This is a genomic window from Flavobacterium sp. (genome assembly GCF_040379285.1).
GTDB lineage: Bacteria > Bacteroidota > Bacteroidia > Flavobacteriales > Flavobacteriaceae > Flavobacterium.
Map to the genome: position 1 here is coordinate 23677 of NZ_JBEILJ010000013.1, position 23112 is coordinate 46788.

Here is a 23112-nt window from a genome sequence, read left to right on the forward strand (position 1 = left end):
ACTTTTTTTCGACAAGACTACACCTAACCTTGTGAGCTAATTTTACATTTTTATCTTTGTTAAAAATTGAAAGTCATGGAAATCATCAGTCATCGTGGATATTGGATAGAGCCAACAGAAAAAAATACAGCAACTGCCTTTATTCGATCGTTTTCAAAAAATTATGGTACCGAAACCGATTTTCGAGATTTTAAAGGAGAATTGGTAATTTCACATGATATGGCCAATGAAAATTGCATGTTAGCAAGTACTTTTTTTGAAATTTACAAACAACACAATTGTACCGGAACATTAGCAATAAATATTAAAGCCGATGGATTACAAGAACCCTTATTAAACTTACTCAAAAAACATACTATTACAAATTATTTTGTTTTTGATATGTCGGTTCCCGATTTATTGCACTATGATCGAAAGGGATTTGTTTATTTTTCACGCCGCAGTGAATACGAAGAAACAGTAAGCAAATACGCCGACTGCCACGGCATTTGGTTGGATGCCTTTTTTTCGGTTTGGTATACGGCTGCCGATATCGAGCAATTCATTCAGGACGGTAAAAAAGTCGCAATTGTCTCGTGTGATTTGCACCGTAGGGATCACCTACCGTTATGGACGATGTTGAAAGCAGGGGGATTACACTACAATCCGAACATAATTTTATGTACAGATATTCCCGAAGACGCATCGGCATATTTTGAAATATAAACCCATTATTCAACTTATTTTTAGCGCATTTATACTATTTTTGTGCAAGATTAAAACCGAAACCCATGGCCAAAATCAAAGCCGTATTATTTGATATGGACGGCGTACTCATCGATGCAAAAGATTGGCATTATGAAGCCTTAAACAAAGCATTACGGTTATTTGGAACCGAAATTAGCCGTTACGATCATTTGGTCACGTTTGATGGACTTCCCACAAAAAAAAAATTAGAAATGTTGAGTTTAGAGGGCGGATTCCCACGTAAGCTCCATCATTTTATCAATGATTTAAAACAAGTCTACACAATGGAAATGGTCTATGCTAAATGCAAACCTTCTTTCAACCATCAATATACCTTATCAAAACTAAAAGAAGAAGGTTTTCATATTGCGGTTTGTTCGAACTCGGTACGCAATACCATTGAAATTATGATGCAAAAAGCCAACTTGACCCAATATCTAGATTTTTTCATTTCCAACCAAGATGTTATTCATGGCAAACCTAATCCCGAGATTTACCAAAAAGCGATACAACGATTGGGCTTACAACCCGAAGAATGTTTGGTTGTAGAGGATAATGAAAACGGAATTAAAGCTGCAATTGCTTCTGGAGCCCATTTATTTAAGGTGGAAACGGTAGATGATGTTCAGTTTACCGCTATTATGAACCGTATACACGAAATTGAGCATGCTTAAAATAATAATTCCTTTAGCGGGTAGTTCAGAATTATATACCAATGCCGGATTCTCCTACCCGAAACCTTTGGTAGAAATTGATGGAAAGCCCATGATTCAAGTAGTGATTGAACAATTTCAATCGATAACCGAACCCTTTCAAGCGGTATTTATTTTAAAAGATGAGGATGTGCGTAAATTTCACTTGGACAACACTATTCGATTATTGGCTCCCAACAGTGAAATAGTCAAATTGAAAAGCGATACCAAAGGTGCCTTGTGCAGTATTTTGATGACAATTGATTCACTATCGAATGATGATCGAATTTTGGTGCTGAACGGCGACCAAATCATCAACCATAATTTTCAAGCGATTCTTTCTTCTTTCGATGAACGCAAAGCCGATGTGGGGATTGTAACTTTCCCGTCAGTACACCCACGCTGGTCGTATGCCCGCATTGAAAACGGTGAAGTTGTGCAAACGGCGGAGAAAAACCCGATTAGTAATGCCGCTATTGCCGGATTTTACTTTTTTGCAAAAGCCCAAGATTTTTTTACCAATGCGTTTCAATGCGTCTTGGATGATGTGCAAATCAACGGCAACTTTTTTACCTCTTCAGTTATCAACGAATATATTTTGAAAAACCAAAAAGTGGTTGACTTTGGAATCAACAAAACCGATTACCATTCGTTTTACGCCCCACAAAATTTACAAGAATATCTAAAAACACAAAAATAATGGCGATCGAAAAACACGATTTAACGGACATGTTCAAAGGGTGGTTCATCGGGAATTTCGAACCTTCATTATACAAAACCAATGATGTCGAAGTGGGCGTGAAATCCTATACCGCTGGCGAATACGAAGCGGCCCATCACCATAAAATTGCCACAGAATTTACCGTTATCATCTCTGGTGAAGTGGAAATGAGCGGTGTACAATACGGTTCGGGTGATATTATTAAAATTGAACCGAATACTTCCACCGACTTTAGAGCGTTAACCGACACGACCACCGTAGTGGTGAAAGTACCCGGCGCTTCCAATGATAAATACGTAGATACCTTATGATCAATATTGTTATTCCTATGGCTGGCCAAGGCAGTCGTTTTGCCCAAGCTGGTTACGAAAAACCAAAACCTTTTATCGATGTAAATGGCAAACCTATGATTGCGCGTGTGATGGAGAATTTATATTACCCTAACGCCAATTATATTTTGATTGCCCGTAAAGAGCATTTAGAACAAGAACGGGAATTGGTGGCCGAATTGGAAAAAAATTACAAGGCAAAATTTATAGAGTTGGATCAATTGACTGAAGGAACGGCGTGTACCGTTTTGTTTGCTCGAAAATACATTAATAACGACTATCCGTTATTGATTGCCAACTCGGATCAATTGGTTGACATGTCGATTGAAGCTTATATTGACGATTGTTTGGATCAAAAGGCAGACGGCAGTATTTTGACGTTTGTCGATGCCGAACGCAATCCGAAGTGGTCGTTTGCCAAAATCGATGATAAAGGCAATGTGACCGAAGTAAAAGAGAAAAAAGCCATTTCAGAATTTGCTACCGTTGGGATTTATTTCTTTACCAAAGGGCATTATTTTGTGGATGGTGCGATTGATATGATTGCCAACAATGACCGTGTGAATAATGAATTTTACACTTGTCCTGTATACAATTATTGTATCGTCGAAGGACAAAAAATCAAAATCTACAACATTGATTTTGAAGCGATGCACGGTTTAGGTACGCCCGAAGATTTGACCCTCTATTTGGAAAAACATGCCTAATCCTTCGGATTTTTCGGTTGTCGTTCAGGGTCCGGTTCACGGGAAACCCACCGATGAAGCGAGCTTTCAACTGACAAAACGTTGTATCGAAAGTGCCCGTGACTTTTTACCAGGAGCAGAAATTATATTATCCACTTGGAAAGGCAGTGACGTTTCGCATTTGGATTTTGATGTCTTATTGGAAAATGAGGATCCAGGTGGTACATCGTATTACGATAGCAATACCTCCAAATACAATAACAACAACCGTCAGATTGTATCGACGCGAAATGGCGTATTGAAAGCTACGCGAAAATACACGATGAAACTGCGCAGCGATTGCTGTTTGATCCATAACGGGTTTCTGGATTATTTAAGCAAATACATCGCACACAACGATTACGCCGTTTTTGAAGAACGTGTGCTGACCTCTGTGGCGTTTACCAAAGATCCGCGAAGAGTGCCGATTCTCTATCATGTGAGTGATATTTTTCAAGTGGGATTGACCACTGACATGCAGTTGCTTTGGGATATTCCGCTACAACCCGAACCCGAGACAACGCGTCGTTTTCCCGAAAATCATATTATTTACAACGAAGCCTATCCTTACGAAGCATATAAAATGCGCTACGCCTGTGAGCAGTACATTTGGTATGCATGTACGGCCAAAAAAGGGATTGACTTGCAGTTGAACTATTATACCGAATTGCCTTTCTCAAAAATTGCGCTTTCCGAAAAAACGTTGATTGACAACTTTGTTTTCTTGGAATTGGACCAATTGGGATTGCGCTTACCCGAGAAAATGGACATTGAGTTGGATAATCCCACCTTATACAGTTTTACCCAATGGGAAGCCTTGTATGATGCGTATTGTGTGCAAAAGAACAGCAATGACTTTTGGATGGCACTGCAGGTGAAATGGAATTCGTTCCGGTATGTTTTAAAAAATTTTAGACGAAGAAAGAAACGTTTACAGCGCATGAAGCGTGCTTAAGTTATGGATCCAAAGTTAATTGCAGCAGAAGTACACAACGCCTACGAAGTCATTGCGAAAGGCGGCATCATTTTATATCCCACCGACACGGTTTGGGGCATTGGGTGTGATGCGACCAATGAAGCGGCTGTGCAAAAAATTTATGATTTAAAGCAGCGCGTCGAAACCAAAAGCATGATCGTGTTGATGAATGGCGACCGCATGTTGCATTCGGTTTTTCACTCCATTCCCGAAGTTGCATGGCAAATTTTAGATCTATCAGACAAACCGACAACATTGATCTTGGATCACCCGAAAAATGTTGCCCAAAATCTTATTGCAGCTGACGATACATTGGGCATGCGCTTGGTGAAAGAACCCTTTTGTTATAAACTAATGGAGCGTATGAAGCGGCCTTTGGTATCCACTTCGGCCAATATCTCGGGAGCGTCTACTCCGAATACCTATCACCAAATTCACCCCGACATTGTGCAAGGGGTTGATTATGTCGTGCAATTACACCACGATCGCGCGGCGAGCAAACCGTCGACGATTATCAAACTTACCCTTGATGCGCAAGTAACGGTGATTCGGAAATGATTTGATTTGAAGATTTGAAAATTTGAAAATTTGAAAATTTGAAAATTTGAAAATTTGAAAATTTGAAGATTTGAAGATTTGAAAATTTGAAGATTTGAAAATTCGAAAATGTTGATTCATGCACCGATTGCACCAGCGGTAGCCCCGAAGTAACGGGAGGCATCCTTTTATGAAGCGTTAGCGGCATAAAAGATACAGCGGATGACGCGCCTAGGTGCCCAAATAACCAAAGTGAATTTGTACTTTTGCAAAAAAATATTCTGTTGAAAACCGATTACGCCGACGTTTTAGACCGTAAAATTTTTAGAATCATTGCCCAAGCTGCTTCCGAATTGCAGTTGGAAAGCTATGTGATTGGCGGTTTTGTGCGGGATGTTTTGTTGCAACGGAACCACAAAAAAGACATTGACATTGTAGCCGTGGGTTCGGGAATTGATTTGGCGCTGAAAGTAAGTAGCCTGCTTCCCCATCAACCCAAAGTACAAGTTTTTAAAAACTACGGCACGGCCATGTTGCGGTACAAAGACATGGACATTGAATTTGTGGGCGCCCGTAAGGAGAGTTATACGGAAGAAAGTCGAAACCCCTTGGTCGATACCGGCACTTTGGAAGACGATCAAAACCGACGGGATTTTACCATCAATGCCTTGGCTTTTTCACTGAATTCGGACAATTTTGGGGCGTTGATTGATCCGTTTGGAGGCGTTTCAGACCTGGAGGCCAAAGTGATACGCACGCCCTTGGACCCTGATATTACCTACTCCGACGATCCTTTACGAATGTTGCGCGCCATTCGGTTTGCGACGCAATTAGACTTTACCATTGTACCCGAATCGTTGGAAACCATAGCGCGAAATGCGTACCGTATCGATATCATTTCGGGGGAACGCATTGTGGATGAGTTGCATAAAATACTGCAAACCCCGCAGCCGTCGAAGGGCTTTTTATTGTTGCACCAAACCCAACTTTTGGAACGAATTTTACCGGAATTGACCGCCTTAAATTTGGTCGAAGAAGTCGAAGGACATTCCCATAAAAACAATTTTTACCACACGCTTGAAGTCGTCGATAACATTTGTAAAACGACCGATGATTTGTGGTTGCGATGGGCAGCACTGTTGCATGATATCGGGAAAGCGCCCACCAAACGATTTCACAAAAAACAAGGATGGACCTTTCACGGGCACGAATTTTTGGGCGGTAAAATGGTTAAGAAACTCTTTGCCCGTTTGCACATGCCCTTGAATCAAAAGATGAAGTTTGTGCAAAAAATGGTCATGATGAGTTCCCGCCCGATTGTACTTTCGCAAGAGATTGTCACGGATAGTGCGGTGCGACGCTTGATTTTTGATGCCGGTGAAGATGTAGAGTCGCTGATGACGTTGTGTGAAGCCGATATTACGACGAAAAATCCGAAGAAGTTTGAAAAATACCATAAAAACTTTGAACTCGTTCGCCAAAAAATAGTTGAAGTTGAAGCCCGAGACCAAGTGCGTAATTTCCAGCCGCCCATCACGGGAGAGGAAATTATGGCCCGTTTCAATCTAAAACCCTCTCGCGAAGTGGGCCAATTGAAAGAGGCCGTAAAAGAGGCCATTTTGGAAGGAGAAATTCCCAACGAATACGAAGCAGCTTGTGCTTTTGTCATGGCGAAGGCGAAAGCAATGGGGATAATGTAGCTGCTGAGCGGCTGAGTTTCTGAGATTCTGAGCTGAGCGGCTGAGCGGCTGAGCTACTTACTGAGCGCTGTGTTTTTTAAAGGTCAATTCTTGTTTTTTATTACCGTTTTAATTCGCTTCCATTGGTTTGAAAAAAACAAAAAATTAACCACCGTTTAATCGATGCAATTCAAGTCTGTACTGTACCTTTGTGGGGCTTAAAAATTTTCTTATGAAAGCGGATAAAGGCGTTATCAATTGGTTGTTTACCGGTTGTATTTTGGTTTTTGTAATGGTCGTTGTGGGTGGAATTACCCGATTGACCGGTTCAGGATTATCGATGACGGATTGGCATTTGGTCACCGATACTTTTCCCCCAATGAGTGATGCCGCGTGGCAAACTGCTTTTGAAGAATACAAGAAATTTCCCGAATACCAGCGCATCAACAGCCACTTTACGTTGGAAGACTACAAATTCATCTACTTCTGGGAATGGTTCCACCGCTTTATTGCGCGGATATTAGGGTTTGTTTTCTTGATTCCTTTCTTTTATTTTTTAATTAAAAAAAGACTGACGCAACAGACGGTTATCCAATGCTTGATTTTATTGGGTATGGGAGCATTTCAAGGATTTTTGGGTTGGTTCATGGTAAAAAGTGGATTGGTCGATTTTAACCAGCCCGATGTGAGTCATTTCCGTTTGTCGATGCACCTTACGTTTGCATTCCTCACTTTTGCGTATACGCTTTGGATTGCTTTGGACTTGAAGTACCATGGCCTAACGGAACGCATTGCGCCTTTGGGTAAAATTGCCCTTTGGACATGGATTTTGGTTGTGGTGCAAATTATTTGGGGTGGATTTGTGGCTGGATTAGATGCAGGATATATTCACAACCACTGGCCCTTGATGAGCGACGGACAATTTTTTCACGAAAGCATTCGTTTGGAAAAACCCAATTGGTTGTTGCGTTTCACCGAAGGAAAAAGTGGCGTACAATTTATACACCGCACCCTTGCCTATGTGGTGGTTGGTTTTATCGTGTACTTGGCCGTGAAAAGTCGCAAATACACCCTGTCTACCACCCAGAAAAATGGAATAATAGCCCTGTTGGTTGTGGTGTTCGTTCAAGTGACTTTAGGAATCTTAACTTTATTGTACAGCGTTCCTTTATGGTTGGGCGTAACCCATCAAGCAGTTGCCTTCTTTTTATTGGCTACGATAACGTTTGTAATGCATCGGGTGCGAAAATAAAGCATGAAATACTCTATCCTTTTTTTTGCCCTAATGCTTATTAGCTGTAAACCCGAAACGGAGCGACTGCCGATTTTGGGAGAACCTACGATTATTAAAGGGAAAAAAGTATATCCTAAAATTGGAGATTTTTCCTTTACGGATCAAGATGGAAAGATAATTACCAATCAAACTTTTGAAGGTAAAATTTATGTGGCCGACTTTATTTTCTTGTCATGTCCTACAATCTGTCCGATAATGAATCAAGAATTGAAAAAAGTATATGCAGTCTATCAAAACAATGCAAAAGTTAATTTTCTCTCCCACACCATTGACCCAGAGCACGACACGGTTGAACAATTAAGGAATTTTAAAACCAGCCAACGGCTTAACGATCATTGGTACTTTGTTACTGGAAAAAAAGAGCGTATATTTGAAGTCGCTAAAGAAAGTTATTTCACGACGGCTTATCCCGACGAGAAAGAACCGGGTGGATTGGTGCATGGAGGCGGATTTTTATTAGTCGATCACAACCGTCACATACGCGGAGTTTATGATGGAACTAATCCTGAGGAAACAAAACGATTGATTAATGATATTCGGATTTTACTGAAAGAATTGATGCGATGAAAAAAGTAATGGTCTTTTTTTTACTTTTTATTTTTACCATCCAAGTAACAAAAAGTTTTTGGATCATTTCATCTTTTTACCTTAATCGAGATTTTATCGCTGAGAATATATGTATCAACCGATTTGATAAAATTCCCACCTGTAAAGGTTTATGTTACTTAGACAGTCAGTTGAGCAAAGAACAAAAAGAAACGCAAAAAAGCGTACTCAAAATTGAAAAAGAAAGCTTTTTTGTCCTTACCGTGAGTACCCCCAAAGAAATAACACGTTTTATTCCAACGAATACCCAAAAAATAGTGGGTCACATGACAGTTTTCCACTCTTTTTCCTTCCTTTTCAGCATTGACAATCCCCCAGAGTTAGTTTAATAATTAGACTTAATTATTAACTTAAAAACTAACCATAATGCAGTCAAGTCATGTCTTGATATGCGATTTGGAGGATTTTAGCAAAAGTAATTGTACTATTTTTTATGACACCTTAACGGGTTTCAATTCTAAATTTCCATTTGTGGAAGAATCGCACAAACAAAATTTTTATTCTATTTTGTTTTTAGATTCTTGCCATGGGGAAATTGAAATTGACAATCATAAAATTTTTTTCAATTGCCCTAAAGTGGTTATCATTCAACCAAATTGCATCTCAAAAATAAATTTACATCCTGAAACAAGAGGCAAAATTATTGCTTTTACCGAAACATTTTTTTCGTTGCGTTATAATAATAACTCGCTAAGTGATTTTTCATTTTTTGAGAATGGCAGCAAACCTTATGTCGCATTGAATGCATTTCAAAAAGAAACTTTAGAAACATTTTTTGAGTTATTCGAGTTTGAATACACGGCGATCCTGAAGGACAAAACGAAAGTACTTCGTTCGATACTGAACATCTTATTGGTCCAGATGGAACGCATTTACAATCCGCAAATCCAACCCAAAACTAACAATAGCAAAAACGAAAAAATAAAAGAATTTGAAAAATTGGTAGAACAACATTTTAAAGAACAAAAAATGCCCTCGTTCTATGCCGAAAAGTTGCATGTTACGCCCAATTACCTCAATAAAATTTGCAAAAGTGAAACAGGGAAAACTGCGGGAGATTTAGTTCGAAAACGAATAACCATAGAAGCCCAACGACTTTTGCATTACACTTCGCTATCAATCAACGAAATAGCACACGATTTAGGTTTTGAAAATGTATCCTATTTTATAACTTTTTTCAAAAAACAAACTTTAACAACACCCGAACAATTCCGAAAAAATACACGTCATTAAACAACTTTTTATCCTTTAAACAATGAAGAAAAATCAAATTTTATTCGTCCTTTTACTGCTTTGTACCACTGTAACAGCGCAGTTTACACAAAAACCTTTGCCGTATAATTATAATGCGTTGGAGCCTTATATTGATGCGCAAACCATGGAAATACATTACAGCAAACATCATGCAGGATATGTAAAAAATTTAAATACAGCCATCCCCGGAACAACCGCAGAAAAAATGACAATTACTGAAATTTTTGCCCATGTTTCCAAATTAAGCCCAGCCATTCGAAACAATGCGGGTGGTCATTTTAATCATGAATTCTTTTGGTCCATTCTCACTCCCGAGAAAAATACCAAACCGGCTGCTGATTTAGAAAAAGCAATTATTGAAACTTTCGGAAGCATGGAAGCCCTTAAAGAAAAGATGAACACCGCTGCTGTTGCGCGGTTTGGTTCGGGTTGGGTTTGGCTATACGTGGGTCAAGATGGAAAATTGGCCATTTGTACCACGGCAAATCAAGACAATCCGTTGATGGATGTTGCCGAAAATAAAGGGATGCCTATTTTAGGTATCGACGTTTGGGAACATGCTTACTATTTGAAATATCAAAACAAACGAGCGGATTATGTGAGTGCTATTTGGAATGTGATCAATTGGAACGAAGTGAGTAACTATTACAAAACAGCAACTACTAAAAAGAAAGGCAAATTTGATGATTGGCCTGCCTTAAAAGATTATCATAAAGTGATGTCACAAACCTTTCATCCCGCTGAGGAAGGGAATTTAACTCCGATAAAGGAACGTTCTGGTGAAATGGTTCAAAAGGCTGAATTATTGGCAAAATCTACCATTCCTGCCGAGTTTAATTCTAAAGAAGTGATAGCCGCGGTAAATAAACTGGAAACCGATAGCAAAAAACTAGACCAATTAGTGAAAACAAAAAAATCGGATCAAGAACTTATGGAAGCCTTATCAAAATTACATGACGTATTCCATGAAATTATCGGATTATGTACCAATGACGAACATCACTAATTAAAAACCTTAGCATGAAAAAAATAACCTTCTTTGTAATTGGTCTCCTTTATTTTGGGTGCCAAAAATCGGAACCCAAGAGCCATGGCTTTACCATAAAAGATAATCCGAGTTTGATTGATCCAAAAAATCCATTGAATAAACTAACCTACACCAACAAAATTGATTTCTATTGCAAAATGGATATTACCAAATTTGGAGTTGCTGATACGGCAACTTACAAAGGAAAACTGTATGGATTTTGTGCGCCACTTTGTAAAGAGGAATTTATTAAAAATCCAGAACTCTATTTAGCTAAAAAGTAAAATCCAAGGATTGAAAAACGAAATAGATGTCGTTTTTATAAAAACAAGAGGCTTATACGTTTAGCTAATTTTGCAAAAAATTAAACAATCTATAAAAAAGAAAAGATGAAATTAAAACTTTTAACTACTTTATTCTCCCTACTTGCCTCAGCTTCAATCGCATCGGCACAAGTTAGCGACTCCTTAAAAGTCGAAAAATTAGAAGAAGTAATCGTCACTGCCAACAAATCGGAACAAAAAAATATCGAGGTTCCTGTTGCAGTTACATCAATTAATGCTAAATCGGTTATCAATTCACGTTTGGTAGCAATTTCTGATTTATCAGGACGGGTTCCAAATTACCTTTACCAAGAATTAGGTGTAGGTTTTCAAGCGTTGCAATCCATCAGAGGGATTCAAGTATTTAGTGAAAATCCAGCGGTTTCAACTTATGTTGACGATGTAAATTCACTAGACATTCTCGCGGGTGGTTTTGCCTTGACAGATATTGAACGAATTGAGGTGTTGCGTGGTCCACAAAGTACCCTTTTTGGAAGAAACGCCATGGGAGGTGTAGTGAATATTTTCACCAAACAACCTTCTAACAAAACAACTGGTTTTATAGAATTGGAAAATGGAAACTTTGCATTACAGCGTTATGCTGCAGGTTTTAAGACGCCATTGATTAAAAATAAACTCTTTTTGGGAGTTAATGGTCTATTTCAAAAAAGAGATGGATTTATGAAAAATGACATCACTGGCACTTCTTCTACAGACGCAAGCTTGAATGGTAGAACGGTGGGAGGTGAAGAAAACACGTATGGAAATGCATTTTTAAAATGGTTAGTGACGGATAAATTTACGCTTACGGCCAATGTAAAAACACAAAGAGACTTCTCCAATGAATCTGGATTTTTTGTATCCCAAGCCAATGAAACCATTGCTTTAGAAACACCTACGGTAATAAATCTAACGCGTATAGGAAGACATGCAAGAAACATTACAAATTATTCCTTAACTGGAAAATACAGAACAAAAAACTTTGATATCACATCAATTAGTTCATTTCAACAAATAAGTTTATCGTTTCAAGATATTGATTTTCCGGGTATTTACCATTCCTTTTACAATAGCGCCATTGGAGAAAAACTCCCCCCACAAGAAGTGTTGAGTCAGGAGTTCCGCATCAATTCTACCAACACCAAAAGTAAGTTTCAATATATCGCAGGTTTGTTTGGATTTAAGCAAGTAGGTTACGAACCCTCAACCAATTTGGCTTTTGAAGTTGGACCTGATACCTATTCCATTTTTAGAAACAGAAGCAACAATAGTGGCTATGCTGCATTTGGGGAAGTAAGTTATAAGATTTTAGAAAAATTGAAAATCACTGCTGGCGCACGATATGACATAGAAGAAAGAGAAGCCACCTTTAATGGATTTGGAGATGCTTCCTTTATTGGAGGTGTATTTATCCAAACCAATCCCGACCAAACGAAGTCGGCGACCTTCAATGCTTTTTCTCCGAAAGCTTCAATCATGTACAGTTTTACAAAAAATTCTAATGCCTATGCTACTTATACCCGCGGTTTTAGAGCTGGGGGCATTAATGCACAAGGCGGTTTACCTGCCGGAATTCGCCAAGACTTTGACCCCGAGTATTCCGATAATTTTGAAGTAGGATATAAAACGGCATTTTGGAACAACCGTGTCAATTTTAACCTTGCCGCCTACTTAATTAATTGGCAAGATTTACAATTCTTCAACAACGTTGCTCCTTTTACTTTTGTTCGTGAAAATGTTGGAAATGCCTATTCTAAAGGTATTGAGATTGAAGCGAATATAATCCCCTTAAAAGGGTTACAAGTCGACTTTGCTTACGCTATTAACGATGCTGAATATGAAGACTTTTCATTATTACGATTTGGTCAAGCTGTTCCTATCGGTGGAAATAAACTGGCTAACGCACCCAAGACAACTTTTTTCACAGCAGCTGAATATACCCTCAAAACCTCTGAAAATGTAAATTTACTATTCCGTGCCGAGTTCAGAAACATAGGAGGATATTACACAGATATCCAAAATGATTTGTACCAACCCACCTATCATACAGTCAACACGCGCTTTGGCTTAACATACCATAACTATGGATTATTCTTATGGACTAGAAATCTTACCAACGAAAAATTCTTAGCCTATGGTAGCGCCGACACCAGTTTCGGAAGAACCTCAAGAGCAGCCATGCCCGCACAACTGGGTGTAACATTATCTGCACGATTTTAATTAAACAAATGGGCGTTACGTAGTAGCGCCCTTTTTTAAATAGTTTTCTATGAAAAAAATAATTCTACCCATACTGAGTCTCACGTTACTGAGCATTGCTTGTAAAAATGAGGAGACCCCAAAAAGTCCAGAAAAGGTTACGATGTCCAAAAGCGATTCGCTAAAAATTGCCAAAGAAATCGAAAACTTCAGTCCAGAAAACCATGTGAATTCTATGGAAATGATTTTTGGAAAACCAAAATTTGACATTAAAACCATCGGTATATTAGTCTATGATGGTGTTAATGATTTGGATGTGATGGGCCCAAGATATGTTTTGGGTCAAGCCATGGGGGTAAAAACGCAATTAATTAGTATCAAAAAAGGGAATATAAAAACCGTTATGGGAGTTGAAATCGTTCCTAATACCACCATTAATGATGTCAATCAATTAGACATTCTTATCATTCCTGGTGGTTTTACGGGCACTATAGAAGCTGCATACGACGACAAATTACATCAGTGGATTCGAAAAATTGACAAGACTACAAAATATACTGGTGCTGTTTGTACTGGCGTGTGGGTGCTTGGCGCAACAGGTTTACTCGAAAATAAAAAAGCGTCCACCAATTGGTATAGAGAAGAAGAATTTTTGAAAAAATACAAAGCCATTCCTGCCAATGAGCGCTATACTAAAGATGGAAAGTATTGGACCAGCGCGGGTGTTACAGCCGGTATGGATATGTCATTGGCCATGATGAAAGATATCTTTGGTGAAAAATATGCCCAAGCGATTATGCTTGACATGGAGTATGATCCGCATCCCCCCATTGAAGGCGGAACACCAGAGAAAACGAACTGGGCTGTTAATTGGATGATGGAGGCTATGTATGATGGTGGAGTAAATCCATTGATTGATAGCTTAGAAACCAAAAAAAGAAAGAACAAATAAACTTCTCATTTTTATATTTATTTTGTTTAAAAAAAGGCCAACAGCTAAACACTGTTGGTTTTTTTTTTAAAATCAAAATCATAGAATTGAAAATCAAAATCATCAAGAATAATCGTCAAAAAACAAATCATTTTTTTAAAACAAGGGAGTTCCATTTTTCAAAACTTCTTGCTTAATTTTTTTTAGCTATTCGGGAGTAAGGTGCTGAAATTTGTAAAAAAAAATTTTGTTATGGACTTCCCAATGTTTCATCTGGACTGGCTCAACGACCGTTTCTTAATTGCGGCTATAGCCATATTACATGTTTTTATCAATCATGGTCTTGCTGTTGGATTTATCCCTTACATCACATGGTTGGAACAGAAAGGTGTGGCTATGGCATCTTCTGACCAAATCACAAACTTAGAGTGGGATAAATTGGTTTACAAAAAAATGAAGGTTGCCTTTATCATTACGACCACTATTGGAGCAATGACGGGTGTTGGAATTTGGTTCTCTGTCGCTTTGGTCAGTCCTGCATCTATCGGAAGTTTGATTCGCGTGTTCTACTGGGCATGGTTTATAGAATGGTTAGTTTTTGTGACTGAAGTAGTGCTCATACTCATTTACTTTCTAACATGGAAAAATTCGAATTCCTCATTAAAAGCAAAAATTAGACACATAAACTTTGGTTGGTACTTAAGTGTGTTTTCTTGGATCACCATGGCTATTATTGTTGCCATTCTCGGGTTTATGATGGATCCAGGAAATTGGAATAATGAACAAACCTTACTAAACGGGTTTACCAATCCCATTTATCTACCCCAATTACTATTCAGAACTCCTACGGCAATGTTGGTGGCAGGTGTTTTTGGTATGCTACTTACCACAATTTTTGCAAAAAAAGGAACCGAAATGCGTTCAAAAGCGATCAAATTTGCAGGGCAATGGATTTTGGCGTGGATTCCTCTGGTAATCATCGGAGCAGTTTACTATTGGAATGTAATGCCCTCGGCCATGAAAGAAAATATGGCAACGGCTATAGGTTCCCAAGATTTTGCCGAATACTACAATTTACTCAAATATTTCATCATTGGAGCCGCTTTACTTTCTGTAGTATTGGCCGGATTTGCTTTACTGAAACCTAAAAAAATAAAATTTGCTTATGTAATTGTGCCATGTTTGTTTGTTTTTGGCTTTTTAGGAATTTTCGAGCGTGTTCGTGAATTTATTCGAAAACCGTATGTGATTGGAAACTATATGTATTCCAATTTACTACGAGCGGAAGATTATCCATTATACAAAAGAGATGGTATTTTAAAATATGCCACCTATACTTCGGTAACCGAAATAACAGAAGAAAATAAAGTACAAGCCGGTAAAGATGTTTTTATGAATTTGTGTAGCCGATGTCATACGGTCAATCCAGAGGGAGTGAACTCAATTGTATATGTTTTTGAACGTATGTATGGTTTTGATAAACCTTTGGATGAAGGTTCCATGAAAGCCTATATTCCAAGTATGCACAATGGTAGAACGTATATGCCTCCATTTGCTGGAAATGAAAAAGAACTTGATGCCTTGGTAGCCTATATCAAACAAGTACAACAAACGGGCGAAAGCTTAGAAGGTGTACAATCCGTGGGTGTTGAAATAAACCCAAAAAACAGTGCAATTGAAGTTTCGAAAAGAAATGAAACAATGAAAAAAGAAAATGAAGTTAAGTTAGCAAACAAGTAATATTATATGGTACTCCAAATAAATACTCCAATTCCAAAAGATTTACCTCTCGATTTACCATTACCAGAATGGTTATTAGTAAGTCTGCTTATAATTTCGTTTTTATTACACATCGTCTTCATTAACTTAATGGTTGGCGGAAGTATCATTACACTTTGGGCGCAAATTAAAGGTTTGAAGCATAAAGAATATGATATTTTAGCACACGAAATTGCCAAAACAATAACGGTGAATAAAAGTATTGCCGTTGTTATGGGTGTAGCACCTTTGTTGAGCATCAACACTCTTTATACCCTTTACTTTTACTCGGCCAATGCACTAACTGGTTTTGCTTGGATCATGATCATTCCATTGGTTACGATTGCTTTTTTACTCACCTATCTTCATAAATACACGTGGCATAGTTTAGAAAAAAACAAATCGCTTCACATTGCAATTATGGGGTTAGCCGTGGCCATATTTCTATTCATCCCACTCATTTTCCTTACCAACGTCAATCTAATGATGTTTCCCGAAAAATGGGGAACCGTCAAAGGATTTCTGAACGCCTTACTGTTACCCAATGTATTTCCGCGCTACTTTGAATTTTTGGGGGCATGTATAGCCATCACAGGAATTTTCTTGGTATGGTACAATGGTAGAAAATCCTATCCTGTGGAAGAAATTTATACCAATTTCACAAGAAATACTATCAAAAGAATAGGATATTCAATTACAACTGTTGGCTTGAGTTTACAAATTTTATTTGGAATCATTGTCCTATTTACTTTGCCTTCAAAAGGGATCAGTTACTCGGTAATCGCTGTCATGGCAGGTGCCGGATTATTATTAGCAAACGCTTTATGGTTGTGTTATAAAACGATTACTCAAAACGAAATAATAATAGATAAGCATTTCAAGAAAATCGCTTTATCAATTCTTTGCTTCTTATGTTTTTACGGAGGAAGTCGTCAAATGTATAGACATAACGCCCTAGAAAAACATCAAGAATTAGTGGCCGTTCACACGGCTGAATTCCAAAAATTAAGTAAGCAAGCACGCGAAGAGGCCATAGTGTTACAACAACAGGAAGCGGCTGCCCCAAAAACAGATGCCGATCTTGGGAAAGGAGTGTTCAATCAATATTGTGCAGCCTGTCACAAACCCGATGTAAAACTAGTGGGCCCGCCAGTAATCGAAATGGCAAGTATTTATAAAGGCGACAAAGCTAATTTGCAAAAATGGATAAAAGCTCCTGGTAAAAAAAGAGCGGACTCCCCGCAAATGCCCGGTTTCCTTCAATTATCGCAATCTGAACTAGATCAACTTTCAGAATATATTTTAACGATTCAATAAGTAGAAAATCACACAATAATCCAAACACATATTTTTCGTAAAGTATTTAAATGTAACCCTCTAAAATCAAATCAATATGATACAAGTACTAATAATCATGATTCTAAGTTTTATCTTTTTCTCAATATATTTTTTGATTAAGATAAAAAATACAAGTTTGAAACTAACAAAGAGTAAAGAACTTAACAATAAAAAAAATGAGTTCGAAAAAAAATACCAATTCATTAAAGGACTCTTTTAAGAACATACAATACTTCAGGCGCTCACCCATTTACGATTGTTGCATTTCCTGTATTTGGGCTGAGACCTGAAGTTTATCAAAATCTGAGTAATAGTTAAAAAGTGTGTGACTCGCTCAGGTCAAAAAAGTCCCTACAGTTAGTACTGTGGGGCTTTTTATTTTTTTCTAAACTATTTTTAAATAAAAAGCATGAATAAAAAACAAATTCGCACATCGTTATTTTTTTTAGCACCAGTGCTAATTGCAGTTTTGTATTACGCGCTTCTGCGTTGTCACCTCTCAACCAAATGAGTTAAATGATTTTACAACTTACTTAATTCGAAAACTTGATGATGTTTGGCAAAATAAGGGGTAAAGTAGTTTTCTATGAAGCGATTTTCTCTAAAGCCAAATAATGAGAGAGCTCCCCTTTTGCCGTAAACTTAGGGTATAATTCGATCGCACAAGCATAAACACTGCCATCTTTTTTATAGTTCAAAACCGTTTCACAAATGGCGCGTTGCGCTGCCAATGCTTTTCGAATACGTTCGCGTGAATGCGGTAAAGTCATCGGCCCTTGAAACATTTTGGGTGTTTTCCCAATCACTTCAGAAGGTTTATACCCCGTCAACTCTTGAATGTTGGCGGAAACATACACGATAGTCAAGTCGGGATTGGTTACCAAAACCACCTTTTGATGTTCGACCAAATGGGTATACAAGTGCTCTTTTTCACTCCATTGCGCTTGAATTTCTGAAAATTTGGTTTGTGTATTGGAACGGAATTGGGCCCACGATACAAGGGGAATGGGACAAATTCGAAGTGATTTGTAATACTTCGCTAGGGCTTTTTCGTACGAAGGGGTCATAATCCATGTTTTAATCGAGAATAAACCACCTGCATTCCATAGATTTCATACTATTGAAAAAAAGCCCAACTACTTCTCGTGATACTTGGAGCAATCAAAAGGGTGTATCTGACTCTTCCTTTCAGGAAACACAGTTGCACGACAGTCTAAGAATTTCACTTAGTTCCACTTTTATCAGCCATAGGCTAATCTTTCGATTGTGTTATGTAAAGGTTCAAATGTAGTACTATTTTTAAAATCCCCATGTTAAAATATACGAACTACATTTTGGTGGAAATTTAAAATTTAAAATAACCTAATTTAAAATAGTAAAACTATCCCAGCCACTCTTTAAACTCCCCTACCCGTTCCCGAGCCACAATGATTTCTTCTGCATGATACGACGGCAAAAGCACTTTTAACCGCGAGTTACTGTGGACTTGAATCTCCTTTATTGCTTTCAACGGAATGATGAATTTTCGCGATACCCTAAAAAAGGCACTGGGATCCAATTCTTGTTCTACCTGCTCCAGCGACTGATCCAATAAAAAGGTTCGGTTGTCCAAAGTGTGCAGAAAAGTCCCTTTATTTTCGCTGTAAATGCATTCAATGGTATCGACAGGAATCATTTTCAACTGCTGCCCTACTTTTAAGGTAAAACGCTGTTTGTAGGTGCGATCGACGGGATTGATTAAGAGTTTGCGAATGGTTTCAAAATCCAAAGCCATGGAAGGTTGTACCACCGTTTCTGAGCGGCTTTTGAACTTCAATACCGCGGCTTCCAATTCTTCTTCATCAATCGGTTTCAACAAATAATCGATACTGTTCATTTTAAATGCGCGCAAAGCATATTCGTCGTAGGCCGTCGTAAAAATGATAGGACTCTTGATAGCAACAGCTTCAAATATTTCAAATGATAGCCCGTCGGAGAGTTGGATGTCGAGAAAAATTAAATCCGGATGCGGTTGGGTTTCAAACCAAGCAATCGACGCTTCTACCGAGTGTAATAACTCAAGGACTTGCAAGCCTAATTTTTCGACTTTTCGTTGCAACAAACGTGCGGCCGGCTTTTCGTCTTCTATAATCAATACCTTCATGAGTGTGGGTTATTAATGTGAAAAAAGCGACCGATTAGGATTGGGACTTCCCTTGCTGGCGTTGTTCCTCTTCCATAAAGGCTTTAATCTTTCGGTTCTCCCACTCTTTGCCCAAAAAGTATTCTGGAATAAAAACCGATAATCCATGCGCTACGAGTCCAATACCCCAAAAAAAGGCAGTGCTAAATACGCGAAATTGCCATAAAGATTCGCCTTCATCCAAACCTTGGACTTGGGTTACAATGAGGAATAAATTTACAATTACATAGACCAACAAGTGGCTGTAAAATCCTTTAATTTTTTTTACGCGTTTGACGGCTGCATCATAAGCGTATTGTTCATCTGGTGTCATTTTAATGCTGTTTTTGTTGTTGTTGTTTTTCTTTTTCCATAAACTCTCGAATTTTGCGTTCCTCCCATGATTTTCCCCATGAAGAGGAGAAGGAAAACACGCGCAATCCATGAAATAATACCCCTATTCCCCACCCGAATGCAGGCCAGAAAAACCATATATGGTGTGGAGAATATTTTAAATTCACGACCAAGAAAAAGAGGTTAACAAGAAGGTAAACAAAGAAATGAATGTAAAATCCGCGGATATCAGCAACTTGTTGTTTTGCTTTTTGATAGGCGTCGTGATCAAAGGGTTCTTGAGGGTTGTGTTTTAGTTCCATTGGTTTGATTTTGAATTTTTTTGCATGATTTCTTGAATTTTTCGCTCTTCCCATTGCCGTCCGTACCCAAACGTACCGAAGGCATGAAATAAGAGTCCTATTCCCCATCCCAACATGGGAAACCAAAACCATTGGAATCCGCCTTGGAATAAATTAATTCCTACCAGTAAAGGGATTACAAAGCAGTAGGAAATGAGATTGGCATAAAACTCACGTAACTTTTCTACCCGCTCTTTGGCTCTGAAATAAGCGGTATTTTCGGTGGTAATAGTTGTATTCATAAGGGTTGTTCTTTCAGTTAATAATGGAATTTTAACGGTAAAAAAAGAGGTTGAAGGCTCTATACGAACACTGCGTTGGGTTACAATCGCATACCGACTGACAATATTTTGGAGTCCAACGCCGCGACGATCCTGCAACACCTCCTTCTTTTGTAAATTATTTTGAATGGCGAGGTAGCCCCCTTCCAAGGTTATCGCGATATGCAAAGGCTTCTGCTCGCTGACCACGTTGTGCTTAATTGTGTTTTCCAACAATAATTGTAGCGAAAGTGGCACCACAAAAGCTTGCTCTGGGAGGGTTGCCGTATCGGGTAAGGAAAAGGTAATGCTGTTTTCAAACCGCATTTTCAACAAATTCATATAAGTTTTTGCAAAGGCTAATTCTTCTTGAACAGGAACTAATTCCTTGTCTTTTTGCTCCAACACATAGCGATAGATTTTTGACAATGACGTAGTAAATCGCTGCGCAGCGTCGGGATTTTCCTCGATAAGCGAACTCAACACATTGAGGCTGTTGAACAGAAAATGAGGGTCAATTTGATTTTTTAAACTCTCAAACCGCGCATTAGCACTTCCAGCAATCACTTGTTGTTCTTTAATACGACGTTCATTTAACGCTTTATAAAAGTAAAAGGCATGGATCGCTAAGGAAACGATGAGGGTAATAATGATAGAAACCAAATAATTGGAAGGCTTTTCATCGGCTAAAAACTGAGCTATGGTACGCCCGTTGAGAACCACATCTTCCAAAAAATGCAACAAAAAGATGGTGAACAACGTCAAGAAAAATGAACTAAAAAAACCAATTATCAAGCGTTTTGGCGTAAAACGATCGATCGTAAACACACGATCCAATCCTATGAACACCAAAGCATTTACATAATACAACACCAAACCATACACCATGGTGTAGCTAAACAAGGGTACGATATCCTTGTAAAAATCGGGTTGCGCGCCCATGAGGATATTAACTCCTAATAAAGAGAAAAAGATGATCAGTGTGATCCAAAAAGCGCGGGAAAATTCTTTTATCAACTTCATGATTTCAATGTTTAAGTTTGGGGAACGTCAGTCATTACGCTCCCCTATGATTGAGTTTTCTTAGGGCTTGCAAGCCGCGAGTTGTTTTTTGGCCCGATTAGCACCCCATCGTGGCGCAAAGGGCATGGATGGAGTTTCTGCAGTAAAAAGGACCAGAGCACGTTCCACATCTTTGCATAAGGCCTTGACATCGGCACCCGTCCATTGGGCGCCTCCAATTTCGAATTCGGCCTTACCAAATATAGCTCTCGGGTTGTTGGGTGCCATTGCTAGGGCTTTGTTATATAATCCAACAACAGTAGAAGAAAGTCGCATACCATTGGTCATCGGGTCGTGTGCAATCCAAGCAGTATAAACCAAGGCTTGCAAAATAATCAACTCCACATTGTCAGGAGTCTTGGCCATTTCAACATCCAAAACACGCTGAGCTTGTGTCAAAAGCGCATTCACTTTATCCCGATTTTTAGGGTCAAAGGTTTCGGTCGTTTGGATTAAAGCGACATAATAATTGGGTAACCAGCTTGTTTTCTCGGCAGCGGCAATACGCTCCAACAACGCTGTGGCCTCGGCGGGTTTTCCTTCGCCCCATAATTGCAAAGCTTTACCCATCCCTTGTTCAAAGGTAGCTTGTGCAGTCAACCATTGCACTAACAAAAAAGCTAAAATTGTAATACCATTTTTCATACGAGTGTAATTTAAGTGATTCTTTCGTTTTTTGAAATAGACGGTTGCTATTTTCTGAGTCAAAATTCGCAACTTCATCCAGGGCATACAATTTAAAACGACCGAACCGTCAAAAAGAGAAGATGAACTGTCAATTATAAAAAAAGTATCGATTTTTCACCCTAAAAATGGTTCCCCTCTACACCGGATTCAACAACAGAGCCTCCGTGGTTTTGGGTAAAATGGGATGCACTTGTTTTAGAATTTCTTGCTCTAAAAAATACAGCACCCGCCGTTTTACAAAATGCCGATGCACCACCAAACCTACGGATCGAATGGGGACAGGCGCTTGAAATTCCCGCAATCTTTCCCTTTCTTCAGTGCTGTAGGCGGTCGTGGCGAGATAGGGCAACAAGGTCGTTGCATTATTGGCTTTGACAAACCGCAGCAAACTGTCGATGGAACCTGCTTTGAAATTGAAATTAAACGGCGGAGTGGCCAATCGGGTTTCCAAATCACAAAAGGTTACAATTTGCGTTCGCATACAATGCCCTTCCTCCATCAACCAAATATCACTCGGATTCAAAGCCTCTGGCCGTACGGGATTGGCATAACGGTTGCCACAATCCAACAGCAAAAAGGGTTCGTCGTAGAGCGGAATTTCAATTAGGTCGGGATCGTTGATGGGCAAGGATAAAATGCCAATATCCAACTCCCGCGCCTTCAATAAACGCGTGATTTCTCCCGTGGTTTGCTCGCGAACTTCAATCTGTAATTGCGGAAATTTCTCGGCAAACGACTGTAAAAACAAGGGCAATAAAAAAGGTGCAATCGTAGGAATGACCGACAAGGTTAAGGTACCGTCAACTTCGCCTTTGAACTCTTTGGCCAATTCATTTAACACCCCGATTTGGGACTGTATCGCTTTGATTTGTTCGATAATGACTTCGCCCTCGGCTGTAATTTCTACCGGTTTTTTCTTTCGGTTAAAAATCGTAATACCCAATTCTTCTTCAAACTTGGATACCATGGTACTCAAGGTCGATTGGGTGGCGAAACATTTTTCAGCGGCCGATTCAAAGTGACGCACTTCTGCCACAGCCAATACATACTCAAACTGACGTATATTCATTGATGCTATCAATATTAGGTTTGAAAATATCGTTTTTATCAATCAAATATACCACTTATTTTT

Annotated in this window: 23 protein-coding genes, 1 pseudogene and 1 riboswitch; of the genes and pseudogenes, 17 read left to right on the plus strand and 7 right to left on the minus strand. The window is 38.8% G+C overall.

What is annotated here, in order from left to right:
• Positions 1-75: 75 nt before the first annotated feature.
• The 17 genes and pseudogenes from ABWO12_RS04490 to ABWO12_RS04570 all read left to right on the plus strand — a co-directional run bounded on the left by ABWO12_RS04490 (position 76) and on the right by ABWO12_RS04570 (position 17094).
• Positions 76-705, plus strand: coding sequence for a PI-PLC domain-containing protein (locus tag ABWO12_RS04490; protein ID WP_353087593.1), 630 nt, complete (start codon positions 76-78; stop codon positions 703-705).
• Positions 706-770: 65 nt separating this feature from the next.
• Positions 771-1400 (plus strand): HAD family hydrolase, encoded by a 630-nt coding sequence (locus ABWO12_RS04495; RefSeq protein WP_353087594.1) that lies wholly within the window; start codon positions 771-773, stop codon positions 1398-1400.
• Positions 1393-2118, plus strand: coding sequence for a glycosyltransferase family 2 protein (locus ABWO12_RS04500; protein WP_353087595.1), 726 nt, complete (start codon positions 1393-1395; stop codon positions 2116-2118). Before ABWO12_RS04495 ends, ABWO12_RS04500 begins: the two co-directional genes overlap by 8 nt.
• Entirely contained in the window at positions 2118-2450 is a 333-nt protein-coding gene (locus ABWO12_RS04505; RefSeq protein WP_288041218.1) for a hypothetical protein, read from the plus strand. The genes ABWO12_RS04500 and ABWO12_RS04505 overlap by 1 nt, the downstream gene beginning before the upstream one ends.
• A complete protein-coding gene (locus tag ABWO12_RS04510; RefSeq protein WP_288041217.1) occupies positions 2447-3175 on the plus strand; it encodes a glycosyltransferase family 2 protein in 729 nt (242 codons plus the stop codon). Before ABWO12_RS04505 ends, ABWO12_RS04510 begins: the two co-directional genes overlap by 4 nt.
• Complete coding sequence (locus tag ABWO12_RS04515) at positions 3168-4148, plus strand: WavE lipopolysaccharide synthesis family protein (protein ID WP_353087596.1); 981 nt, start codon at positions 3168-3170, stop codon at positions 4146-4148. Before ABWO12_RS04510 ends, ABWO12_RS04515 begins: the two co-directional genes overlap by 8 nt.
• Before the next feature lie 3 nt (positions 4149-4151).
• Positions 4152-4727: an L-threonylcarbamoyladenylate synthase gene (locus ABWO12_RS04520; protein ID WP_353087597.1), complete on the plus strand. Its 576-nt coding sequence runs from the start codon at positions 4152-4154 to the stop codon at positions 4725-4727.
• A 263-nt stretch (positions 4728-4990) separates the two neighbouring features.
• Positions 4991-6406: a CCA tRNA nucleotidyltransferase gene (locus ABWO12_RS04525; protein ID WP_502902908.1), complete on the plus strand. Its 1416-nt coding sequence runs from the start codon at positions 4991-4993 to the stop codon at positions 6404-6406.
• Between the two features lie 211 nt (positions 6407-6617).
• Positions 6618-7637: a COX15/CtaA family protein gene (locus ABWO12_RS04530; protein WP_353087598.1), complete on the plus strand. Its 1020-nt coding sequence runs from the start codon at positions 6618-6620 to the stop codon at positions 7635-7637.
• A gap of 3 nt (positions 7638-7640) precedes the next feature.
• Positions 7641-8246, plus strand: a complete 606-nt coding sequence (locus ABWO12_RS04535) for an SCO family protein (RefSeq protein ID WP_353087599.1) — start codon at positions 7641-7643, stop codon at positions 8244-8246.
• Between the two features lie 900 nt (positions 8247-9146).
• Positions 9147-9518: a helix-turn-helix domain-containing protein gene (locus ABWO12_RS04540; protein ID WP_353087600.1), complete on the plus strand. Its 372-nt coding sequence runs from the start codon at positions 9147-9149 to the stop codon at positions 9516-9518.
• Positions 9519-9540: 22 nt separating this feature from the next.
• Positions 9541-10209, plus strand: a pseudogene (locus ABWO12_RS04545) (superoxide dismutase); the annotation flags it as partial.
• A gap of 350 nt (positions 10210-10559) precedes the next feature.
• Positions 10560-10850 carry a YHS domain-containing protein gene (locus tag ABWO12_RS04550; protein ID WP_353087601.1) on the plus strand — a complete coding sequence of 97 codons (291 nt, stop codon included), beginning with the start codon at positions 10560-10562 and terminating at the stop codon, positions 10848-10850.
• Between the two features lie 105 nt (positions 10851-10955).
• Positions 10956-13109: a TonB-dependent receptor gene (locus tag ABWO12_RS04555; protein ID WP_353087602.1), complete on the plus strand. Its 2154-nt coding sequence runs from the start codon at positions 10956-10958 to the stop codon at positions 13107-13109.
• A gap of 49 nt (positions 13110-13158) precedes the next feature.
• Entirely contained in the window at positions 13159-14040 is an 882-nt protein-coding gene (locus ABWO12_RS04560) for a DJ-1/PfpI family protein (protein ID WP_353087603.1), read from the plus strand.
• A gap of 231 nt (positions 14041-14271) precedes the next feature.
• On the plus strand, positions 14272-15759 hold the full coding sequence (locus tag ABWO12_RS04565) for a c-type cytochrome (protein ID WP_353087604.1): 1488 nt from the start codon (positions 14272-14274) through the stop codon (positions 15757-15759).
• A gap of 6 nt (positions 15760-15765) precedes the next feature.
• The gene (locus tag ABWO12_RS04570) at positions 15766-17094 is read left to right on the plus strand and encodes a c-type cytochrome (RefSeq protein WP_353087605.1); all 1329 of its coding nucleotides are present in this window, start codon (positions 15766-15768) and stop codon (positions 17092-17094) included.
• A 605-nt stretch (positions 17095-17699) separates the two neighbouring features.
• On the opposite strand, the gene ABWO12_RS04575 is transcribed toward ABWO12_RS04570, so the two are convergent.
• From ABWO12_RS04575 to ABWO12_RS04605, 7 genes are all read right to left on the minus strand, one after another.
• Positions 17700-18182: a PAS domain-containing protein gene (locus tag ABWO12_RS04575; RefSeq protein ID WP_353087606.1), complete on the minus strand. Its 483-nt coding sequence runs from the start codon at positions 18180-18182 to the stop codon at positions 17700-17702.
• An 82-nt stretch (positions 18183-18264) separates the two neighbouring features.
• Positions 18265-18392, minus strand: a riboswitch (cobalamin riboswitch).
• Positions 18393-18496: 104 nt separating this feature from the next.
• The gene (locus ABWO12_RS04580) at positions 18497-19258 is read right to left on the minus strand and encodes a LytR/AlgR family response regulator transcription factor (protein ID WP_353087607.1); all 762 of its coding nucleotides are present in this window, start codon (positions 19256-19258) and stop codon (positions 18497-18499) included.
• Positions 19259-19292: 34 nt separating this feature from the next.
• Positions 19293-19610 (minus strand): 2TM domain-containing protein, encoded by a 318-nt coding sequence (locus ABWO12_RS04585; RefSeq protein WP_353087608.1) that lies wholly within the window; start codon positions 19608-19610, stop codon positions 19293-19295.
• 1 nt (position 19611) lies between these two features.
• Entirely contained in the window at positions 19612-19932 is a 321-nt protein-coding gene (locus ABWO12_RS04590) for a 2TM domain-containing protein (protein ID WP_353087609.1), read from the minus strand.
• Entirely contained in the window at positions 19923-21254 is a 1332-nt protein-coding gene (locus ABWO12_RS04595; RefSeq protein ID WP_353087610.1) for a 2TM domain-containing protein, read from the minus strand. Before ABWO12_RS04595 ends, ABWO12_RS04590 begins: the two co-directional genes overlap by 10 nt.
• 60 nt (positions 21255-21314) lie before the next feature.
• Positions 21315-21938 (minus strand): hypothetical protein, encoded by a 624-nt coding sequence (locus ABWO12_RS04600; protein WP_353087611.1) that lies wholly within the window; start codon positions 21936-21938, stop codon positions 21315-21317.
• Between the two features lie 178 nt (positions 21939-22116).
• Positions 22117-23049 (minus strand): LysR substrate-binding domain-containing protein, encoded by a 933-nt coding sequence (locus ABWO12_RS04605; RefSeq protein WP_073365330.1) that lies wholly within the window; start codon positions 23047-23049, stop codon positions 22117-22119.
• Between the last annotated feature and the right edge of the window lie 63 nt (positions 23050-23112).

What these genes read in the sequence shown, in the direction of transcription:
- ABWO12_RS04490 (WP_353087593.1), top strand. Translation starts at nt 76, where the DNA reads ATGGAAATCATCAGTCATCGTGGATATTGGATAGAGCCAACAGAAAAA.
- ABWO12_RS04495 (WP_353087594.1), top strand. Translation starts at nt 771, where the DNA reads ATGGCCAAAATCAAAGCCGTATTATTTGATATGGACGGCGTACTCATC.
- ABWO12_RS04500 (WP_353087595.1), top strand. Translation starts at nt 1,393, where the DNA reads ATGCTTAAAATAATAATTCCTTTAGCGGGTAGTTCAGAATTATATACC.
- ABWO12_RS04505 (WP_288041218.1), top strand. Translation starts at nt 2,118, where the DNA reads ATGGCGATCGAAAAACACGATTTAACGGACATGTTCAAAGGGTGGTTC.
- ABWO12_RS04510 (WP_288041217.1), top strand. Translation starts at nt 2,447, where the DNA reads ATGATCAATATTGTTATTCCTATGGCTGGCCAAGGCAGTCGTTTTGCC.
- ABWO12_RS04515 (WP_353087596.1), top strand. Translation starts at nt 3,168, where the DNA reads ATGCCTAATCCTTCGGATTTTTCGGTTGTCGTTCAGGGTCCGGTTCAC.
- ABWO12_RS04520 (WP_353087597.1), top strand. Translation starts at nt 4,152, where the DNA reads ATGGATCCAAAGTTAATTGCAGCAGAAGTACACAACGCCTACGAAGTC.
- ABWO12_RS04530 (WP_353087598.1), top strand. Translation starts at nt 6,618, where the DNA reads ATGAAAGCGGATAAAGGCGTTATCAATTGGTTGTTTACCGGTTGTATT.
- ABWO12_RS04535 (WP_353087599.1), top strand. Translation starts at nt 7,641, where the DNA reads ATGAAATACTCTATCCTTTTTTTTGCCCTAATGCTTATTAGCTGTAAA.
- ABWO12_RS04540 (WP_353087600.1), top strand. Translation starts at nt 9,147, where the DNA reads ATGGAACGCATTTACAATCCGCAAATCCAACCCAAAACTAACAATAGC.
- ABWO12_RS04550 (WP_353087601.1), top strand. Translation starts at nt 10,560, where the DNA reads ATGAAAAAAATAACCTTCTTTGTAATTGGTCTCCTTTATTTTGGGTGC.
- ABWO12_RS04555 (WP_353087602.1), top strand. Translation starts at nt 10,956, where the DNA reads ATGAAATTAAAACTTTTAACTACTTTATTCTCCCTACTTGCCTCAGCT.
- ABWO12_RS04560 (WP_353087603.1), top strand. Translation starts at nt 13,159, where the DNA reads ATGAAAAAAATAATTCTACCCATACTGAGTCTCACGTTACTGAGCATT.
- ABWO12_RS04565 (WP_353087604.1), top strand. Translation starts at nt 14,272, where the DNA reads ATGGACTTCCCAATGTTTCATCTGGACTGGCTCAACGACCGTTTCTTA.
- ABWO12_RS04570 (WP_353087605.1), top strand. Translation starts at nt 15,766, where the DNA reads ATGGTACTCCAAATAAATACTCCAATTCCAAAAGATTTACCTCTCGAT.
- ABWO12_RS04575 (WP_353087606.1), bottom strand. Translation starts at nt 18,182, where the DNA reads ATGACCCCTTCGTACGAAAAAGCCCTAGCGAAGTATTACAAATCACTT.
- ABWO12_RS04580 (WP_353087607.1), bottom strand. Translation starts at nt 19,258, where the DNA reads ATGAAGGTATTGATTATAGAAGACGAAAAGCCGGCCGCACGTTTGTTG.
- ABWO12_RS04585 (WP_353087608.1), bottom strand. Translation starts at nt 19,610, where the DNA reads ATGACACCAGATGAACAATACGCTTATGATGCAGCCGTCAAACGCGTA.
- ABWO12_RS04590 (WP_353087609.1), bottom strand. Translation starts at nt 19,932, where the DNA reads ATGGAACTAAAACACAACCCTCAAGAACCCTTTGATCACGACGCCTAT.
- ABWO12_RS04595 (WP_353087610.1), bottom strand. Translation starts at nt 21,254, where the DNA reads ATGAAGTTGATAAAAGAATTTTCCCGCGCTTTTTGGATCACACTGATC.
- ABWO12_RS04600 (WP_353087611.1), bottom strand. Translation starts at nt 21,938, where the DNA reads ATGAAAAATGGTATTACAATTTTAGCTTTTTTGTTAGTGCAATGGTTG.
- ABWO12_RS04605 (WP_073365330.1), bottom strand. Translation starts at nt 23,049, where the DNA reads ATGAATATACGTCAGTTTGAGTATGTATTGGCTGTGGCAGAAGTGCGT.